This window comes from Acinetobacter sp. H1(2024) (genome assembly GCF_046557555.1).
GTDB lineage: Bacteria > Pseudomonadota > Gammaproteobacteria > Pseudomonadales > Moraxellaceae > Acinetobacter > Acinetobacter seifertii.
Map to the genome: position 1 here is coordinate 98,573 of NZ_JBKGFO010000006.1, position 18,499 is coordinate 117,071.

At 42.4% G+C, this 18,499-nt stretch carries 17 protein-coding genes; 15 read left to right on the plus strand and 2 right to left on the minus strand.

The features are described from left to right. The first annotated feature begins 15 nt into the window (after window positions 1-15). From ACLCEG_RS15530 to ACLCEG_RS15585, 12 genes are all read left to right on the plus strand, one after another. Window positions 16-1,083 carry a Rieske 2Fe-2S domain-containing protein gene (locus tag ACLCEG_RS15530; RefSeq protein WP_410568205.1) on the plus strand — a complete coding sequence of 356 codons (1,068 nt, stop codon included), beginning with the start codon at window positions 16-18 and terminating at the stop codon, window positions 1,081-1,083. Further along, window positions 1,076-1,840, plus strand: coding sequence for an SDR family oxidoreductase (locus ACLCEG_RS15535; RefSeq protein WP_410568207.1), 765 nt, complete (start codon window positions 1,076-1,078; stop codon window positions 1,838-1,840). The genes ACLCEG_RS15530 and ACLCEG_RS15535 overlap by 8 nt, the downstream gene beginning before the upstream one ends. An 11-nt stretch (window positions 1,841-1,851) precedes the next feature. After that, complete coding sequence (locus ACLCEG_RS15540) at window positions 1,852-2,781, plus strand: VOC family protein (protein ID WP_198071510.1); 930 nt, start codon at window positions 1,852-1,854, stop codon at window positions 2,779-2,781. A gap of 28 nt (window positions 2,782-2,809) precedes the next feature. Continuing rightward, window positions 2,810-4,021, plus strand: coding sequence for an NAD(P)/FAD-dependent oxidoreductase (locus ACLCEG_RS15545; RefSeq protein ID WP_410568210.1), 1,212 nt, complete (start codon window positions 2,810-2,812; stop codon window positions 4,019-4,021). A gap of 42 nt (window positions 4,022-4,063) precedes the next feature. After that, window positions 4,064-5,287 (plus strand): MFS transporter, encoded by a 1,224-nt coding sequence (locus ACLCEG_RS15550; RefSeq protein WP_019456954.1) that lies wholly within the window; start codon window positions 4,064-4,066, stop codon window positions 5,285-5,287. A 23-nt stretch (window positions 5,288-5,310) separates the two neighbouring features. Continuing rightward, window positions 5,311-5,832 (plus strand): cupin domain-containing protein, encoded by a 522-nt coding sequence (locus ACLCEG_RS15555; RefSeq protein ID WP_019456955.1) that lies wholly within the window; start codon window positions 5,311-5,313, stop codon window positions 5,830-5,832. A 35-nt stretch (window positions 5,833-5,867) separates the two neighbouring features. Then, complete coding sequence (locus ACLCEG_RS15560) at window positions 5,868-6,692, plus strand: alpha/beta fold hydrolase (protein ID WP_410568212.1); 825 nt, start codon at window positions 5,868-5,870, stop codon at window positions 6,690-6,692. Between the two features lie 15 nt (window positions 6,693-6,707). After that, entirely contained in the window at window positions 6,708-7,502 is a 795-nt protein-coding gene (locus ACLCEG_RS15565; RefSeq protein WP_005803011.1) for an SDR family oxidoreductase, read from the plus strand. Window positions 7,503-7,517: 15 nt separating this feature from the next. Beyond that, complete coding sequence (locus tag ACLCEG_RS15570) at window positions 7,518-8,309, plus strand: aspartate dehydrogenase (protein ID WP_410568214.1); 792 nt, start codon at window positions 7,518-7,520, stop codon at window positions 8,307-8,309. A gap of 13 nt (window positions 8,310-8,322) precedes the next feature. Then, window positions 8,323-9,789: an aldehyde dehydrogenase gene (locus ACLCEG_RS15575; protein ID WP_410568216.1), complete on the plus strand. Its 1,467-nt coding sequence runs from the start codon at window positions 8,323-8,325 to the stop codon at window positions 9,787-9,789. 38 nt (window positions 9,790-9,827) lie between these two features. Beyond that, a complete protein-coding gene (locus ACLCEG_RS15580) occupies window positions 9,828-11,468 on the plus strand; it encodes a thiamine pyrophosphate-binding protein (RefSeq protein WP_410568218.1) in 1,641 nt (546 codons plus the stop codon). Window positions 11,469-11,623: 155 nt separating this feature from the next. Next, window positions 11,624-12,820 (plus strand): hypothetical protein, encoded by a 1,197-nt coding sequence (locus ACLCEG_RS15585; RefSeq protein ID WP_410568220.1) that lies wholly within the window; start codon window positions 11,624-11,626, stop codon window positions 12,818-12,820. A 61-nt stretch (window positions 12,821-12,881) separates the two neighbouring features. Here the strand turns inward: ACLCEG_RS15585 and ACLCEG_RS15590 are convergent, their stop codons facing one another. Further along, the gene (locus ACLCEG_RS15590; RefSeq protein WP_191015504.1) at window positions 12,882-14,180 is read right to left on the minus strand and encodes an MFS transporter; all 1,299 of its coding nucleotides are present in this window, start codon (window positions 14,178-14,180) and stop codon (window positions 12,882-12,884) included. 235 nt (window positions 14,181-14,415) lie between these two features. Between ACLCEG_RS15590 and def the strand changes: the two genes are divergently transcribed. Next, complete coding sequence (gene def / locus ACLCEG_RS15595; protein WP_410568222.1) at window positions 14,416-14,898, plus strand: peptide deformylase; 483 nt, start codon at window positions 14,416-14,418, stop codon at window positions 14,896-14,898. Window positions 14,899-15,076: 178 nt separating this feature from the next. Beyond that, window positions 15,077-16,399 (plus strand): glutaminase, encoded by a 1,323-nt coding sequence (locus ACLCEG_RS15600; protein WP_019456963.1) that lies wholly within the window; start codon window positions 15,077-15,079, stop codon window positions 16,397-16,399. Here ACLCEG_RS15600 and ACLCEG_RS15605 read toward each other — a convergent pair. Beyond that, on the minus strand, window positions 16,366-17,154 hold the full coding sequence (locus tag ACLCEG_RS15605; RefSeq protein ID WP_410568224.1) for an AraC family transcriptional regulator: 789 nt from the start codon (window positions 17,152-17,154) through the stop codon (window positions 16,366-16,368). The genes ACLCEG_RS15600 and ACLCEG_RS15605 overlap by 34 nt on opposite strands. 106 nt (window positions 17,155-17,260) lie before the next feature. On the opposite strand from ACLCEG_RS15605, the gene ACLCEG_RS15610 reads away from it, so the two are divergent. Then, window positions 17,261-18,481, plus strand: a complete 1,221-nt coding sequence (locus ACLCEG_RS15610; RefSeq protein WP_410568226.1) for an MFS transporter — start codon at window positions 17,261-17,263, stop codon at window positions 18,479-18,481. The last annotated feature ends 18 nt before the right edge of the window (window positions 18,482-18,499 follow it).

Below are 18,499 nucleotides of genomic sequence, written 5' to 3' on the forward strand. Positions count from 1 at the left end.
TCAGGGAAGAATAAAATGAACGCAATCGTATCAACTTCACAAAGTGCTGAAGAATATTTAGAACTTGGTTTACGTGACCAATGGCATCCGGTTTTGGCAAGTTGGGAAGTCGCTGCTAATCCGGTCGGAATTACCCGTTTAGGCGAAAACATTGTGGTTTGGCGTGATGCTGAAGGGCAGGTTCATGCACTTGAAGATCGCTGTCCACATCGCGGCGCTCGTCTTTCCCTCGGTTGGAACTTGGGTGACCGAGTTGCTTGTTGGTATCACGGTGTTGAAGTTCGTGCTGATGGTGTGGTTGCCGATGTGCCAGCAGTTCATGAATGTCCAATGACTGGAACTAAATGCTTAAAGAACTATCCAGTAATTGAGCAGCATGGTGCAATCTTTATTTGGTTTGGTATTGATGCAAATGAACAACCAGCACCGCTTGAGTTCCCAGAGCAACTTGCAAGTGAAGAGTGGAGTGCGTTCCTTTGCCAAGCAGACTGGAAAGTAAACCATCAATACGCGATTGATAACGTGATGGACCCAATGCATGGTAGTTATTTACATGCGACATCGCACTCGATGGCAGATGGTGATCGTACCGCAGAGATGAAGCACCGCACCACCGATAATGGTTTTATTTTTGAAAAAGAAGGTCAATTAGGTGTGAACTTCGATTGGGTTGAATATGGTTCAACAGGTGCGAGCTGGTTACGTCTGTCAATTCCATACCGCAAACAATTTGGCCCAGGTGGTGAGTTCTGGATCGTGGGCTATGCAACGCCAATTGATGCTAACAATACCCGCGTATTTTTCTGGCGCTGCCGTAAGGTGAGTGGCTGGCAACGTAATGTATGGCGCTTCTTGTATCGCAATCATTTAGAGCAGTTGCATTGGGATGTATTGGAACAAGACCGAATTATTTTAGAAAACCTTGCGCCAAAGGCACGTGAACAAGAATTCCTCTATCAACACGATGTTGGCCTTGCTCGTTTACGTCGTTTAATGAAAAAAGAAGCTGAAAAGCAATTAAAGAAAATTGCTGCGCTAAATGCATCAAACCGTATTGAGATGCAGGAAGAAGCTCATGGCTAATGTAGCGTTGTTGCAAGGCAAAAAAGTTTTAGTGACTGGTGCTGCACGTGGTTTAGGCCGAGATTTTGCTCAAGCTATTGCCGAGGCTGGTGCTGAGGTTGTAATGGCAGATATTTTATCTGACTTGGTGCAACAAGAAGCACAAGCTTTGCAAAAACAAGGACTGAATGTTCATGCTGTTACCGTTGACCTTGCCAATGCAGACTCTATTGAAAATGCGGTTGCAAAAAGTGTTGACGTACTCCAAGGACTAGATGGCCTTGTGAACTGCGCGGCACTGGCAACCAATGTTGGTGGAAAAAATATGATTGATTACGATCCTGAACTTTGGGATCGGGTCATGAATATTAATGTGAAAGGCACATGGCTCATTAGTAAGGCTTGTGTTCCCCATTTAAAGCAATCGGCTGCAGGCAAGATCATTAATGTTGCTTCTGATACAGCACTTTGGGGCGCACCGAACCTAATGGCTTATGTTGCGAGTAAAGGTGCAATTGTTGCCATGACGCGTTCAATGGCAAGAGAGTTGGGACAATCTAATATCTGTGTCAACACATTGTCACCGGGACTTACTCTGGTTGAAGCAACCGAGTATGTGCCTCAAGAACGTCACGATTTATATGTCAAGGGAAGAGCGATTCAACGTCAGCAACTTCCACAAGATTTAAATGGAACAGCATTGTATCTACTGTCGGATTTGTCCTCTTTTGTGACAGGTCAAAATATTCCGGTCAATGGCGGTTTTGTCTTTAACTAAGGAGTAGTCAAATGATTACAGGGATCGAGATTTTAAAGTTTGGAGTTGAGGATAGAGCCGCTTCAAACAAGTTTCTAGCAGATTTTGGTTTAAGCCAAAGTACTTCGGATATTGAAGGTACAGATTTATACCAAACTCAAAATGGCAGCAAGATTTATCTATTTAATTGTGATGATGATCGTTTGCCACCTGCGATTGAACAAGGCTCAACTTTACGTGAAGTCACTTGGGGTGTTGATAATTCTCAAGACCTTGAAGACTTGGCAGCTCGTTTGGCTGATGTAGAAGGTTTTAAACGTTCTGAACATACAGTTCAGTGTCTTGACCCAAATGGCATGACGATTCGTTTTGAACAAAGTTTTGTTAAAGATGTCTCTGAACTCAAAACGGAAGGTATTAACCAATACGGCAACATTCAACGTGTTAATGCAGCAAGTCCTGTCTATGAAAAAGGTCAGCCTGTTGCGATTGGACACGTGGTGTTCTTCACACCAGATTTGGCAACAACTGAAAACTTCTATATTGAAAAAGTAGGTTTCCATTTATCTGATGCCTATAAAAATCGCGGTGCATTCTTACGTTGCCGCGGTGAAGGTTATCACCATGATTTATTCTTGCTCAGTGTTCCAAATAAACCTGCTGGCTTAAATCACGTTGCGTTTGTAGTACGTGATATCCATGAGGTGATTGGAGGCGGTTTAAATATGAATCGTTCGGAATGGTCAACTTTTATTGGACCGGGACGTCACCCAATTTCTTCTGCTTATTTCTGGTACGTCAACTCGCCATTAGGTGGTGCGTTTGAATATTACACCAACGATGATTATTTGACAGAAGAATGGCAGCCACGTGTAGAAGAGCATCGTCTAGAGCTTTTCACTGAATGGGCGATTGAAGGTGGTCTTGATGACACAACCCGCCGTCAGGTGAAGCCTGTTTAACAGGTATGGCTGAACAAGGAAGATGGCTATGGAAAAGATCGTAATTGTAGGTGCCGGACAGGCAGCGGGTTGGGCAGTAAGTACCTTACGCCAAAATGGTTATGCGGGCGAAATTCACGTGGTTTCAAATGAAGACCAAGTGTTTTACGAGCGTCCACCACTGTCTAAGCAAGTACTTTCAAAAGAAGCTACTTATGAGAGTTTGAATCTGTTCTCACCTGAACAGGTTCAAGAGTTCAACGTTCAATGGCATAAACCAGAAATTGCGACAAAAGTCGATCGTGAGCAAAAACAGGTTCATTTAGAAAGTGGCCAAGTTTTACCGTATGACAAATTGCTGATTGCAACTGGAAGCCGTGCACGTGTACCCGTCAATACATGGCAGTTTATTCCAAATGTTGTGACCCTACGTAATGTGCATGACTGTGAACGTTTGGCTGAAATTTTAAAGAACGCAAAAAATATCGCTGTGATTGGTGGCGGCTGGATTGGTTTAGAAATTGCTGCAACTGCACGTAAGCAAGGTAAAGAGGTACATGTTTTTGAATATGGCGACCGTTTATGTGCAAGAAGTGTGAGTCCGGAAGTTTCTGCATTTTTAAAAAATATGCATGAAACACAAGGCACAAAAATTCATTTAGACAGCAAAAGTCTTCATTTGGTTGAAGCACCAGATCGCAAAGTTGAAGTGGTAAATCATCCTCAACATAGCCAGTTATTTGACTGTGTTGTGGTAGGTGCTGGTGCTGAAATTGCCAAAGAGTTAGGTGTGCACGCTGGTCTCGATGTGAAAGATGGCATTGTGGTGAATTGTTTTGGGCAAACCTCAGATCAAAACATTTATGCCGCAGGTGATGTCGCAATTCATCCGAGCTTGGGTTATTGCATTCAGTCTTGGGCAAATGCACAAAATCAAGCGATTGCAGCAGCAAAGTCAATGCTCGGAATTGATACTGAATATACCGATATTCCATGGCTCTGGTCTGATCAGTACCACTTCAATATTCAGATTTTAGGTACGTATCAACCAGATAGAACCAAAGAAGTAGTGATTCGCCAAGGTGGTGAGGATCAGGTGAGTTATTTATATCTCGACCATGAAAATCGTTTGCTGAATATGATTGCCATTAATGATTCGAAGCTGATCAAACTGGCGAAACGTTGGATGCAAGCCAACACCGTTTTATATCCAAAATTATTAGCAGATGCCGAATTTAATGTCATGAAGTTAAAACCGTAAGCATTAAATCTGGTTCTCATTACCAAATCGAAGGAATGACGCATGAGTAATGAAGAAAAAAGTGGATTGAAGCATTGGGTGCCTGCTTTTGTCCTTATGGTGTGTGTGGTACTGGCATTTTTCGACAAGATTAGTATTGCGGTTTTATTTTCAGATCCTCATTTTCAAACTGCAATGGGAATTGCTGAAGATAAGGCCAAGCTTGGATGGCTCATGACAAGTTTCTTGCTTGCTTATGGCTTTTCATCGGTTTTTCTAAGCTTCTTGGGTGACATTTTTAACCCAAAGAAAATGCTGTTCTGGAGCGTAACATCATGGGGTTTACTCATGTTCTGTATGGGTTTCACCACCAGTTATTCAGGCATGTTGATTTTACGTGTACTACTTGGTTTGGCAGAAGGACCACTGTTTGCTTTGGCATACACCATTGTTAAGCAGACTTATACAGACCGTCAGCAGGCACGTGCTTCTACTATGTTTTTGCTTGGAACTCCGATAGGTGCATTCCTTGGATTTCCAATCACGGCAAATGTTTTAGCTCACCACGACTGGCACACCACTTTTTTTGTGATGGCTGCGCTAACCCTAATTGCCATTTTCAGTATTGTTTTTGGTTTGCGTAACTTACAGCTCAAGAAAACTGTCGAAATTGAGGGCGAGAGTAAACGTACCAATTTCAAAGGCCACATTGCTAATACTAAATTGCTGCTCAGCAACAGCGCGTTCTGGCTGGTTTGCCTCTTTAACATTGCATTAATGACTTATTTGTGGGGCTTAAACAGCTGGGTTCCTTCTTATCTTATGCAAGACAAAGGATTCAATCTCAAAGAGTTTGGGATGTATTCAAGCTTTCCATTCATTGCCATGTTAATTGGCGAAATCATCGGTGCGTTTTTATCTGACAAGTTAGGCCGCCGAGCAATTCAAGTCTTTAGCGGTTTATTACTCGCGGGCATCTTCATGTATGTGATGGTCATTATGACTCAACCATTATTGATTATTGCTGCCATGTCTTTAAGTGCGATGGCGTGGGGTTTTGGAGTAGCAGCTGTATTTGCTTTGCTTGCCCGAGTAACCACCTCAAATGTAGGGGCGACTGCGGGTGGAATATTTAACGGTTTAGGTAATTTTGCAAGTGCAATTGCGCCTGTCCTTATTGGTTACATCGTGATGCAAACACATAGTTTTAATTTAGGAATTAGCTTCTTGGCTGCTGTCGCTGTCATTGGGTCGTTGTTCTTGGTTCCTCTTTTAAAACGTTATTAATTCACTGTATAGGAGTTTAAAAAATGACTACACAACAATTCGAATCGTGGGCACAACCAGAGGGTGCTTCTTTAGAAGATTGGTTAAATACGCGTATTGCTCGCTTTGAGACACGTAAATACGACTTCGATGCTTTGAAGTTCCAAGCAGATTACGATCCGAAGTATCGCCGTGCACAAATGCGTTACATGGGTACGGGTGCAACAGGTGTTGCAAATGACGGTAACACTGTTCCAGCAGAAAACTTCACATTTTCCACAATGGTTTTGCCTGCACAGTGTGAAGGTCCTTTGCATATTCACCACGATGTTGAAGAAGTGTTCTTTATGCTTCGCGGCGAAATTGATTTGTTCATTGAGCACAACGGCGAAAAATTTGAGACCCGTTTAAAAGAGCGTGACCTGATTTCAATTCCACCGGGAATCTATCGTGGTCTTTTTAACCCAGGTCAAGAAGATGCCTTGATGTGTGTGATGTTGGGAACAGGTAAACCAACCATTCCGAACTATCCACCAGAGCATCCATTGTCTCAAATCAAACGTTAATTGTTTGATGAAGTGAATGAAGGAATGAATTGAAAATGATGACACTCATTGAAAAGTTAGCAGAATTTCCGGTGAAAACCGTTACTGTTCAAGGCCAGCGGCAAGCCTATCGGGAAGCCGGTCAAGGTGAGTACCTTGTGCTGTTGCATGGCATTAGTTCAGGTTCTGCTTCATGGGTAAACCAACTTGAAGTGCTGTCTCATCATTTTCATGTCATTGCCTGGGATGCGCCGGGCTATGGCAAATCAGATGAACTTTTAACTGATCAACCCAATGCTACCGATTACGCAAAGCGTTTGGCTGCGCTATTCGATGTTTTAAAAATTGAAAAAGCAACTGTGGTCGGACACTCATTAGGTGCCTTACAGGCCAGTGCATTTGCTGCACTTTACCCAGAGCGAGTGAAGCACTTAGTTGTTGCTAACTTGGCGCAAGGCTACCAACGCCACGATGAACAAACACAAATTCAGGTTTTTGAAAAAAGACCAAAAATGTTGAAAGAACTAGGCGCTAAAGGAATGGCCGAAAACCGTGGACCTCATTTGATTTATAAACAAGAGCCACAAGCCTTAGCTTTAGTTTCAGAGGTGATGCAGCAATTGACCCTACAAGGTTTCACACATGCATCGTATTTACTGGCATATGACGAAATACGTAATTACCTAACCGATTTAAAAGTCCCATGCACAGTCATTGCAGGGCAGCAAGATCAAATCACTCCTGCGTTAGGTATACAAGAGCTTGCTCAGGAATTGCAGTTGGAACAGCGCTTCGTCATAGAAGATGCAGGACATTTAAGTTATGTCGACCAACCGCAAGCATTTAACCAAATTATGTTGACGATTCAGGAACAATCGTAAGAGAGATTAAGGATTATGAGCTTCCAAGTTGAAGGAAAAGTTGCAGTTGTTACCGGTGGCTCATCTGGGATTGGGTTGGCTGCTGTTGAAATACTGGTTGCAGAGGGTGCAAAAGTTGCTTGGTGTGGTCGCGATGAAGAGCGTTTAAATGCTTCTAAGCACTATATTCTAGAAAAATATCCGCATGCCAATATTTTTACCAAAGCATGTAATGTGTTGAAAAAAGAAGAAGTTCAGCAATTTGCTAAAGACGTCAAACTCAATTTGGGCAATGTAGACATGCTCATTAACAATGCTGGACAAGGCCGTGTTTCAAATTTTGAAAATACGCAAGATGAAGACTGGATGAAAGAAATTGAGCTGAAATATTTCAGTGTTTTACATCCGGTAAGAGCTTTTCTTGACGACTTAAAACAGTCGGCAAATGCGTCTATTACCAATGTGAACTCATTACTGGCATTGCAACCTGAACCGCACATGATTGCGACTTCATCTGCACGCGCTGCACTGTTGAACTTAACCCATTCTTTGGCACATGAGTTTACTCAATATGGTGTTCGCGTGAACTCGATTTTACTCGGTATGGTCGAATCTGCGCAGTGGAAACGCCGTTATGAAACCCGTTCAGATTTAAATCTGTCATGGGAGGAGTGGACAGGCAATATCGCAAAAAATCGCGGTATTCCTATGCAGCGTTTAGGCCGCCCAGAAGAGCCAGCACGTGCTTTAGTTTTCTTGGCATCACCATTGGCATCTTACACCACAGGTTCGGCAATAGATGTCTCAGGTGGTTTTAACAAACATTTATAAATATCAGGTGCTGTCATGAAAAAGTTGATGATGATTGGTTTTGGCGCAATGGCAGCAGAAGTATATGCCCATTTGCCTCAAGATCTGCAACTCAAATGGATTGTCGTACCATCTCGCAGCATTGAAAAAGTGCAGTCACAAGTGTCTTCCGAGATTCAGGTGATTTCCGATATTGAGCAATGTGATGGTGAGCCAGACTATGTCATTGAGGTGGCAGGTCAAGCAGCAGTGAAAGAACATGCTCAAAAAGTTTTAGCGAAAGGCTGGACCATTGGTCTGATTTCGGTGGGTACTTTGGCTGATAACGAGTTTTTAATTCAGCTTAAACAAACTGCTGAAAAAAATGATGCCCATCTGCATTTACTGGCAGGGGCTATCGCAGGTATTGACGGTATTTCTGCGGCCAAAGAAGGTGGTTTGCAAAAGGTCACTTACAAAGGCTGTAAAAGTCCAAAAAGCTGGAAGGGTAGTTATGCAGAGCAATTGGTCGATTTAGACCATGTTGCTGAACCTACGGTCTTCTTCACAGGAACTGCGCGTGAAGCTGCCATGAAATTTCCAGCTAATGCCAACGTTGCAGCAACCATTGCACTTGCAGGACTTGGTATGGATGAAACCATGGTTGAGTTAACTGTTGATCCAAGCATCAACAAAAACAAACACACCATTGTGGCAGAAGGTGGCTTTGGGCAAATGACCATTGAACTGGTGGGCGTGCCGTTACCAAGTAACCCGAAAACATCAACGTTGGCTGCGCTTAGCGTGATTCGTGCTTGTCGCAATAGTGTAGAAGCAATACAGATTTAAGAAGGATTTGATCATGGCAAAGGAAATTTATATTGCAGGTGAATGGCGATTAGGCCGTGGTGCAGTTATTCAGAGCCTGTTTCCGGCAGATCAGTCGGTTAACACTGAGCTTTCAACAGCAACGCTTGAAGATGTAAATGAAGCAATTGAAAAAGCGGATCAGGCTTGGCGTCAACCGAGCTGGAGAAATAGTTTGCCGCATGAGCGCGCACGTATTCTGTACAAGGTTGCAGACATTATTGAGGCGCGTGTAGATGAATTAGCGAAACTACAAACACGCGATAATGGTAAGCCTTTAACCGAAACTCGCGGTTTAGTCATGAGCGCTGCCGCAACTGCACGCTATGTTGCAGCAGCATGTGAAACGCTGAACGATGAGCTCACCACTCAACGTGCTCCAGACTTTATGACCATGAGCGTGCATGAACCAGTGGGTGTTGTGGCAGCAATTACCCCTTGGAACTCTCCAATTGCGAGTGAAGTTCAAAAGCTTGCTCCAGCTTTGGCAGCAGGAAATGCCGTGGTGTTAAAACCAGCAGAAGCAACTTCACTGATTGCTTTAGAGCTTGCCAAAATTTTTGAAGAAGCAGGTTTACCAAAAGGTTTACTTAGTGTGTTAGTTGGGCGTGGTTCTATCATTGGTGATGCGATTGCTCAGCACCCGTTGGTTCGTAAAATTTCTTTTACAGGTGGAACAACTACGGGTCGTCATTTGGCACACATTGCCGCAGATAAACTCATTACCACTTCGCTTGAGTTAGGTGGTAAGTCACCAACCATCGTTTTGCCAGATGCAGACGTTGAACTGGCTGCTAAAGGTGTCGCGTACGGCATTTTTAGCTCAGCAGGCCAAGCGTGTATTGCAGGTTCTCGCTTGTTTATTCATAGCAGTCTTTACGATCAGTTTTTAATGCGTTTGGTTGAAATTACCAAAGGCTTACGTGTGGGCCATCCGGAACAGGCGGGTGTGCATTTAGGGCCACTGGTCAATGATAAACATTTGCAGTCCGTTGACCGCTATGTGCAGCTTGCTAAAAGTGAAGGTGGTCAGGTTCTGATTGGTGGTGAGGCACTTACCACTGGTGACTATGCCAAAGGAAGCTATTACTTACCGACCATTATCACTGGCTTAAATAACAGTGCTCAAACCTGTCAGGAAGAAATTTTTGGCCCTGTTTTAGTCGTTATGAAATATGACAACGAGCAAGATTTAATTGCCCAAGCCAATGACAGTTGTTTTGGTCTTGCCGCAGGTATCTGGACTGAAAGCTATCGCAAAGCTTGGCGCATTGCACGTGCATTAGAAGTGGGAACGGTGTGGATTAATACCTACAAAAAATTCTCGATTAGTGCGCCGTTTGGTGGCTTTAAAGACAGTGGGATTGGGCGCGAAAAAGGCCGTTTGGGCATTTTATCGTACATGCAACAAAAGAGTATTTATATGGGGCTGAATGAACAGTCGAACCCTTGGTGCGATTAATAAATTCAAGGACTGAAAACAAATTTTGAGGAACAGACATGACTGAACGTGTAAATGTAGGCGAAGCAATCGCAAGAGTTTTAGAAGCGCACCAAGTTGATAGTATTTATGGTGTTATTTCCATCCACAATTTACCGATTGCCGATGCAGTAGGGCGCCGTGAAAAAATGCGCTTTGTCGCAGCCCGTGGTGAAGCGGGTGCGGTCACCATGGCAGATGCACACTCACGCTTTAAAGGCCTAGGTGTAGCGTTAACCAGTACGGGTGCTGGAGCAGGTAATGCGGTAGGTTCACTCATTGAAGCAATGAATGCAGGTAGTCCTGTATTGCATTTAACAGGTCAAGTTGAGCGTGAATATCTCGACCGTGATGCAAGTTTCATCCATGAAACCAAAGATCAACTTACATTCTTACGTGCATCGAGCAAAGCGGCGTTCCGTATTACCAGCCCAGACAATGCTGTTGGTGTGATTCGTGAAGCCATCCGTGTAGCAACCACAGTTCCAATGGGACCGGTAAGTGTTGAGCTGCCGATTGATGTGCAGGCAGCAGAAATTGATTTACCACTTAATCTTGGGCCAGTTAAAGCACTTGAGTTGCCACAGGCAGAGCAAACTGAAATTGACCTTCTTGTAAGCGAAATCAAAAAAGCAAAACGTCCGATTTTCTGGGTTGGCGGTGGAACTTTAAATAGCATTGCAGAAGTGAAAGCAATTGCAGATTTAGGTATTCCGGTTGTTTCATCGACTCATGCTCGTGGGGTGTTGGCAGATGATCATCCACGTAGCTTAGGTGCTTTCCATAACTCGGCGGGTGTTGAGCAGTTATTAAAAGATGCTGACTTGATGGTAGTCGTGGGTTCTCGTTTACGTAGTAATGAAACAAAAACTTATTCGGTTGAATTCCCTGAAAATATTATTCAGGTAGATGCCAACCCAGTGGCTCAGCAACGTAATTACAAAATTCGCAACTTCATTTGTGGCGATGCCAAAGATGTCTTAACACGTGTGTTAGAACAGCTTCAAGACATTTCAAAAGTTGATGCTGATTACGATGCTGCTGTAGTGGCTGCTAAACAGTCTGCAATCGATGCGCTGCGCAAACAAATCGACCAATACGCATTAATTTGTGATCACTTACGTGTAGCTTTACCTCAAGACGGTATTTTTGTACGAGACATCACCATGTCGGGTAGCACATGGGGTAGTCGTTTATTTCCTGTACAAGCACCAAACCAAAACATCCACTCACTTGCGGGTGCAATTGGTTTAGGCCTTGCAACTGCAATCGGTGCTTCAGTTGCTAACCCTGACAAAAAAGTAATTGGTTTAGTCGGCGATGGCGGCTTAATGCTTGGCATTGGTGAAATTGCAACTATGGTGCAAGAAAACACCAATATGGTCTTAATGATTATGAATGATGGTGGTTATGGCGTAATGCGTGGCATTCAAAATAATTACTTCGGTGGCCGCCAGTATTTCAATGAACTGCATACGCCTGACTACAAACTCCTTGGCGAATCAATGGGTGTGAAAAGCTGGAAAGTCGGTAGTGCAGATGAGTTTAAAACGGTTATTCAAGAGGCTGTCGCTTTTGAAGGGCCAACCGTGATTGAGCTCGATATGAACTCGATTGGACCATTAAACTTCGCGGGTCCACCGCAAAAGAAACTGTATTAACCAGTTTGGATGGTTTAGTACATATGCGATGGGAGCTGCTAAGCCATCCTTTTTTTAGATAAATTTTTTTGTCTAAAAAACAATAAAAACTAAGTTTTACAGGTAAAACAAATAAAGTTCCAGCAGGACGCTGGAACTCAATAAAGGATGTAGAGATGAAAAAGACTTCATTGATCATGGCATTCATTGCACCGTTTACGCTGGGGGTAAGCGTCAATGCTTTTGCAAAAGATTCATTACTTGAGTGGAAGAGTGATGATGGAACTGAGTCATTAAAGTTGGGTGGGGTGGTTCGGTTAAATCAACGTTATGAAGATTGGGAAGGACCAAACCGTGGTTTTGGTAAGCTCTATTTCGACGTGTTCAGAGTTGATCTGAAAGGTAAGTTTGATGATGCTTACATCAACGCCAGCTATCTGTTTCAAGATCAACAGAAAACTGCCATTGAAAAAGCCTATGTGGGTTATAACTTAAATGCCAATAACAGCATTGAAGCAGGTTTGGTTTATAAACCTTTTACGATTTATCCCTATCCACAAAATGGTTGGACTTACCACATTCCATTCTTTTTAGGTTATGGCAATAATATTGCACCGGGACTTAACTGGAATTATCACGACAAAGACTGGGATGTAAAACTCGGCTATTACCCGCAAATGCTTGAGACCAATTTGCGCTATTCACCTGAAAGTGCAACTTATGATGACTTGGCAGGAAATGCATTTCCATCTCAAAAAGCCTATCAAAATGAAAAACGCAATCAGATGAATACCCGTATTGTGCGCAAGTTAGAAACTGATTTCGGTAAGCAAGAGTTTGGCGTATCGGGTGCAATTGCACAGTTACATAACAAAGTGACTGATAAAGACGGCAAATATTATGCAGTCGGTTTGCATACTGAAAATAATTACAATCGCTTTAATTTACAAAGTTCGGTCATTCACTATCAATACGATGCGAAAAATCCGGATGGTGTAAATAGTGACATGACCTTAATGGGCAATAATGGTTTTACACCTGCTTATTTCATTGCTTCGGAAGGAACGATTGCCAGTTTAAACCTTGCCTATACATTGCCCGTCACCAATATGGGCAAGCTAAAAGCTATTAAGTTTTATAATGACTATAGTTATCTCGATAAAAAACGCGATGATTGGTCAGATTCGCAAATGAATACCACAGGTATGATGTTTATAGCTTCACCATTTATGGTTTGGGCAGATTATACGTGGGGTAAAAACTCCAACATTATTGGTGGTTCTACAAACTCAACGGGTTATACCTCTGCAACCTCGCCAAACAGCGATAAATGGCTATACCGTATTAACTTTAATATCGGCTTTACTTTCTAAAGTAAGCAGCATTAAAAAACCACGCAATCAGCGTGGTTTTTTATTTAATAAGTTAAAGCGTTTAATACCTGTTTTTTTCGAACTTATTCCAAAACACAAAGGCAGTTACAAAGGCCAAAATGGTGAGCGCGAAAATATAATACATCGCACCAATATCACTATATTGACTGAGCCAATGAACGAGAGGCAGTGTCATACCGCCAACAATCGCATATGACAAATTATAAGAAAATGAAATGCCCGAGAAACGCACAGGCGCGGGGAACATTTTGACCATACTGCTCGAAACCATGCCAACCGTACCTGAGCATAGGCCCAACAACATATATAAACCAAAAATGGTTGAATGTGCGGCATGTCCTAAACTGTTATAAAAAACTGCTGCTGTGAGTGCAACGGCAAGCGCACCGACCATCATCACTTTGCCACAACCATAACGGTCAGCAAAATAGCCTGCCAAAATACAACCGACCATTTGCATGACAATAGCTGCACTTTGCATTTCAAAAGTCTGTGCGCGCTCAAAGCCAAATGAACCAATCAATAAATTCGGCATGGCTAAAATCACCACCACCACACAGCCAGTTAAAAACCACGTAAATAACATACCAATCGCAACGGCTGTTTTATGCGTTTTTAACACTTGCTTGACTGGCATTTCTTTTGAAATTTCTTTACGAGCCTGCATGGCTTTAAACACAGGTGTTTCTTTTAAATAAGTCCGTAAATAAAGTGCAACCAGACCAAAAATACCACCTGCAATGAAAGGAATACGCCATGCCCAGTCATGGATTTGTCCTTCACTAAAATTCAGTGAAATCCATAGAGACATGAGCGCACCTAGTAAAATTCCTAGAGACAGTCCGGCAGTGAGTAAACCATTTGCCAGTCCGATTTTTCTTTCAGGTACATGTTCAGACACAAAGGTCCATGCGGCTGGAATTTCACCCCCAATCGCAATCCCTTGTACCACTCGCATAAGCAATAAAAGTAGCGGTGCCAAATACCCAATATTTTCAAAGGTAGGCAAAATCCCGATAAACAGGGTAGGCAGTGCCATCAGTAAAATAGAAAGTGAAAAAAGTTTTTTACGCCCGACCAGATCACCAAAATGGGCCATGACAACCCCACCTAATGGCCTAAAAAAGTAACCTGCTGCGAAAATGCCGTAAGTGTTAAGCATGGCCCAAAATGGGCTGAGTGTGCTTGGGAAAAAAAGGTCGGAAATGATTTTGGCGTAAAAGACATAAATCACAAAATCATAAAACTCTAAAGCGCCACCCAATGAAGAAAGGGCCAGCGTTCGTTTATCTTCTTTATTAAGATAGTTCGCATCCTGCAAAGTTAAGTCCTGATCCATTTTTTTACTTAATTGTTGTAATTGAAGTTTGGATATTAATGGAAAAGTGAAGTAAAAGTAAATGGAGGAAATTTGTTCTATCAAGAAGGTTAGATTTTCATTACTCAAATAAAAAGGCTTTAAAACAAAAAATGTATTAGATGAAACAAAAACAGATGTAGGAATGACTTTTCTTTTGAGTCGTTCAGCGAAATAATAAAACTCGTCTAGCCAGTTTAATAGAGAGATTCAAAGGATGAGTGTAGTTTTACCAGTCGCAAAACGTGGTGAAGATATTTTGAAACTGATTGCAGCTCCTGTCTCGGCAAATGAGTTAAACAGTGATTGGCTTTATCAGCTTGCTGCTGCTATGCAAGCAACCATGCTTGAACGCAATGGGGTGGGGATTGCTGCACCGCAAGTTTATATCTCTAAACGCGTCATTATTGTGGCATCTCGTCCAAATCCACGTTATCCCGATGCACCTGAAATGGATGCTGTGGTGATGGTAAATCCTGAAATTTTAGAGTTCTCAAATGAAACGCTTTTGGGTGAAGAAGGTTGTTTAAGTGTGCCAGATGAGCGTGGACAAGTTGAGCGTGCAGAAATGGTCAAGGTCAAATACTTAACGCTTAAGCGGGAGGCTGTTGAAACAATTTTTCATGGTTTTCCAGCTCGCATTGTTCAACATGAAGTCGATCATTTAAATGGAATCTTATTTGTAGAAAGAATAAGCTAATCTTCAGTTTAAAGTTTTGAAAAATCTATAATGAGCTTGAAATGAATAAGACATAGCAATTACAATACTTGTAGCGTGATATTTAAATCATTACAAAAGATATAATTTTAATATTATCAGCAGGTTGTGCTGAAATTTTGCGCGATGTTGTGAATCTCCTCATTTAAGGTTACTGACCATGAAAACCCCTCTCCCAGAATATTTGGCAAATGTTATAGAAGCCTGTGACATCGACAACAGTGGTCATCTCGCCGATTATATTCCTGAGTTGGCAAATGCAAACCCAGATCGATTAGCTTTAGCAATGTCTACGGTAGATGGCGAAATTTATTCGGTTGGTGATGATGATGTCGAATTCACCATACAGTCGATTTCTAAACCTTTTGTATATGCCTATGTTTTACAACAACTTGGCATTGATGCAGTACTTACGAAAGTAGGGGTAGAGCCATCGGGGGAAGCCTTCAATGAAATTTCATTGGGTAAAGACGGACGCCCGAAAAACCCGATGATTAACTCTGGCGCAATTACTGTACATTCTTTGATTCAGGTCAAACATGGTTTACATAGTGCAGAAATTCTACGCCGTTTTATGAGTGAGCTTGCAGGGCGTGAATTAAGTTTTGATGAGTCTGTTTATGATTCGGAAGTTAAAACTGCCTACCGTAATCTTTCGATCGGTTATATGTTGCGAACTGTTGGGATTTTGGAAACTGACCCTGTAGATATCGTGAATGGCTATATTCGCCAATGTGCGATCATGGTTACAGTTAAAGACTTGGTACGTATGGGCAGTGTACTTGCCAATGGTGGGGTCGACCCTAAAACTGGAAAGCGTTTGTTAAACCGATCTGTGGTTAGACAAGTACTCAGTGTCATGATGAGCTGTGGTATGTATGATGCCGCAGGTGACTGGCTGTCGACTGTAGGTATTCCTGCTAAGAGTGGTGTAGCAGGCGGTATTTTAGGTGTGCTGCCAGGTCAGGTGAGTATTGCTGCTTTTTCACCTCGTTTAGATGAGCATGGGCATAGTATTCGAGGTATCGATATTTTAGAGCGATTATCTCGTGACATGGGATTACATCTCATGGAAGGTACACCTTCTGCACAAACGATTGTACAAAGTCATTATCGCACAGGAAAAGACGCATCATTAAGTGTGTATGTGCTTCGTGGCGTATTGAAATTTACTGAAGCTGAAATGTTGTTGCGTATTTTGCAAGATGAGACCATTGACCAAAGCACAATTGTTATTGATTTAACTCAGATTTCACTTATCCACGATGTGGGTAAACGTATGTTCTTAGAAGGGGTAGATCGTCTCATTGATGATGGTCATACGCTTGTTCTAGTTGACCCTGAACAACGATTAGATCATGCCAGAACAGCTAAAGATCGTGAGCTTCATGTCTACCACGATTTTGATGATTTGCTCGAAAAGCATGAGATCCGCACTAAAAAAAAGACTTATAGCGACATCGCGGCACTTCTAAACTGCTGAGGTGTTTTTCCTAGGTGTCGCTTAAACATCGCACTGAACGCGCTGGGGTTTGTGTACCCCAGCGACTCTGAAACTTGAGCAATAGATTCACCATTCGCAATTTTACTTAACGCAAGTGCAATATGCATTTGTTGCAACCATGCCCGATACGACAGCCCTGTTTCTTTTTGGAACATGCGCATTAGAGTTCTGGAACTCGCACCAATTTCATCAGCCCAATCTGTCAAATCTTTTGAATGGTCAGGAGTATGTAATAACTCTTGGCAAATTTTTAATAGTCTTTTGTCTTTCGGCCATGGAATTTGAATAGGTAACAAATTGGCTCGATGAATTTCTTCAAAAATCAAAATTTGTAAAGAATGGGAAAGTTCTTGAGATGTTGCTGTATTTGGCGTGTCTTCTCGTTCAATTTCATTTAAACGAATCAAAAGCTCATGCAACAGATTGCTTACCCGAATAATAAAACAATCTTGTCCCATTAGAGCAGCAGCATTTACTTCAACTAACGCCGTATTTAACTTTACGTGACTCAGTGAAATCACGCTGTGCTCTACATGGGCTGGAATCCATAATGCACACATCGGCGGCACAATCCAGACATGATTGGGCGTAAACACCTGAATGTTCCCTGTTGATGCATATAAAAACTGCGCACGTGTATGTGTATGGGTAGGCGTGATTTCTCGGTAAGCATGCTCAGAAGATAGCCCAATCACAAGTTCAGACAAATCAGACTGAATAAGAGAATCGGACATAAACTATCCTAAAAAATTGTCACTTATACGATGATTATTGGAAGATAACTTTATAAGCGACAATTTACAATAAACATCTTACTTAAAATATTGGAGTTTTTCAGGTATGACGTCTTCAATACAATTGAAAGATGGTATTGCCAATACCGTTGCAAATGATCAGCCTCAAGGAATGATTATTAAAATTGTAGGCGCTGTGGCAGTCGCACATTTACTGAATGATTTAATTCAAGCAGTGCTACCCGCTATTTATCCAATGCTAAAAGCAAACTTTTCGTTGAGTTTTGCGGAGGTTGGCCTGATCTCATTTGTATATCAAATCACAGGTTCGCTGCTACAGCCTTGGATTGGACTTTATACCGATAAACATCCAAAACCGTATCTTCTCCCACTCGGAATGGTCGTCACATTCTGCGGCATTATCTTGTTAGCCTTTTCGCCAAGTTTTGCCGTGTTGTTATGTGCATCTGCACTGATTGGGGTAGGGTCTGCCACCTTTCATCCAGAAGCTTCGCGTGTGGCGCGTATGGCATCGGGTGGGCGCTTCGGTACAGCTCAGTCGACTTTCCAAGTGGGCGGAAATACAGGTACTGCCATTGGTCCATTATTAGCAGCATTATTAATTGTTCCATTTGGGCAGCATGCAGTTGCGGGCTTGGTGATATTTGCACTTTTAGCGATTTGGGTTTTATTCGGTGTAAGCCGCTGGACAGTAAACCATGCTAAAAGTCAGGTGGTTACACGTGCTACGCAAGCACATACCAAATTGCATGGCCGTAAGCTCATTATCGCCTTGGGCACAATTAGTGTGTTGATGTTTGCTAAATTTACTTACATTGCCAGCATTAGTAACTATTTTACTTTTTATTTAATTCAAAAGTTCCATATTAGTATTCAAACAGCTCAATTACACTTATTTGCTTTTTTGGCAGCTGTGGCTGTAGGCACATTTGCGGGTGGCCCAATTGGTGATAAGATCGGCCGTAAAGCTGTGATCTGGGTTTCATTTGTTGGCATGGCGCCGTTTGCATTAATGATGCCGTATTCAAACTTATTTTGGACAACGGTTTTCTCAATTATTGCAGGTTTGGTGTTGTCATCTGCTTTTGCAGCGATGGTGGTTTATGCACAAGAAGCTGTTCCGGGCCGTGTAGGCATGATTGCAGGTTTAATGTTTGGCCTTATGTTTGGGGTAAGTGGTATTGCCGCAGCGGGGCTAGGGCATTTAGCGGATATTAACGGCATTGAATGGGTATTTGGTTTATGTTCATTGTTGCCATTACTTGGTTTTGCAACAGCACTTTTACCAAACACAAAAGTTAAATAAATGAAAAGACTCTCAGCC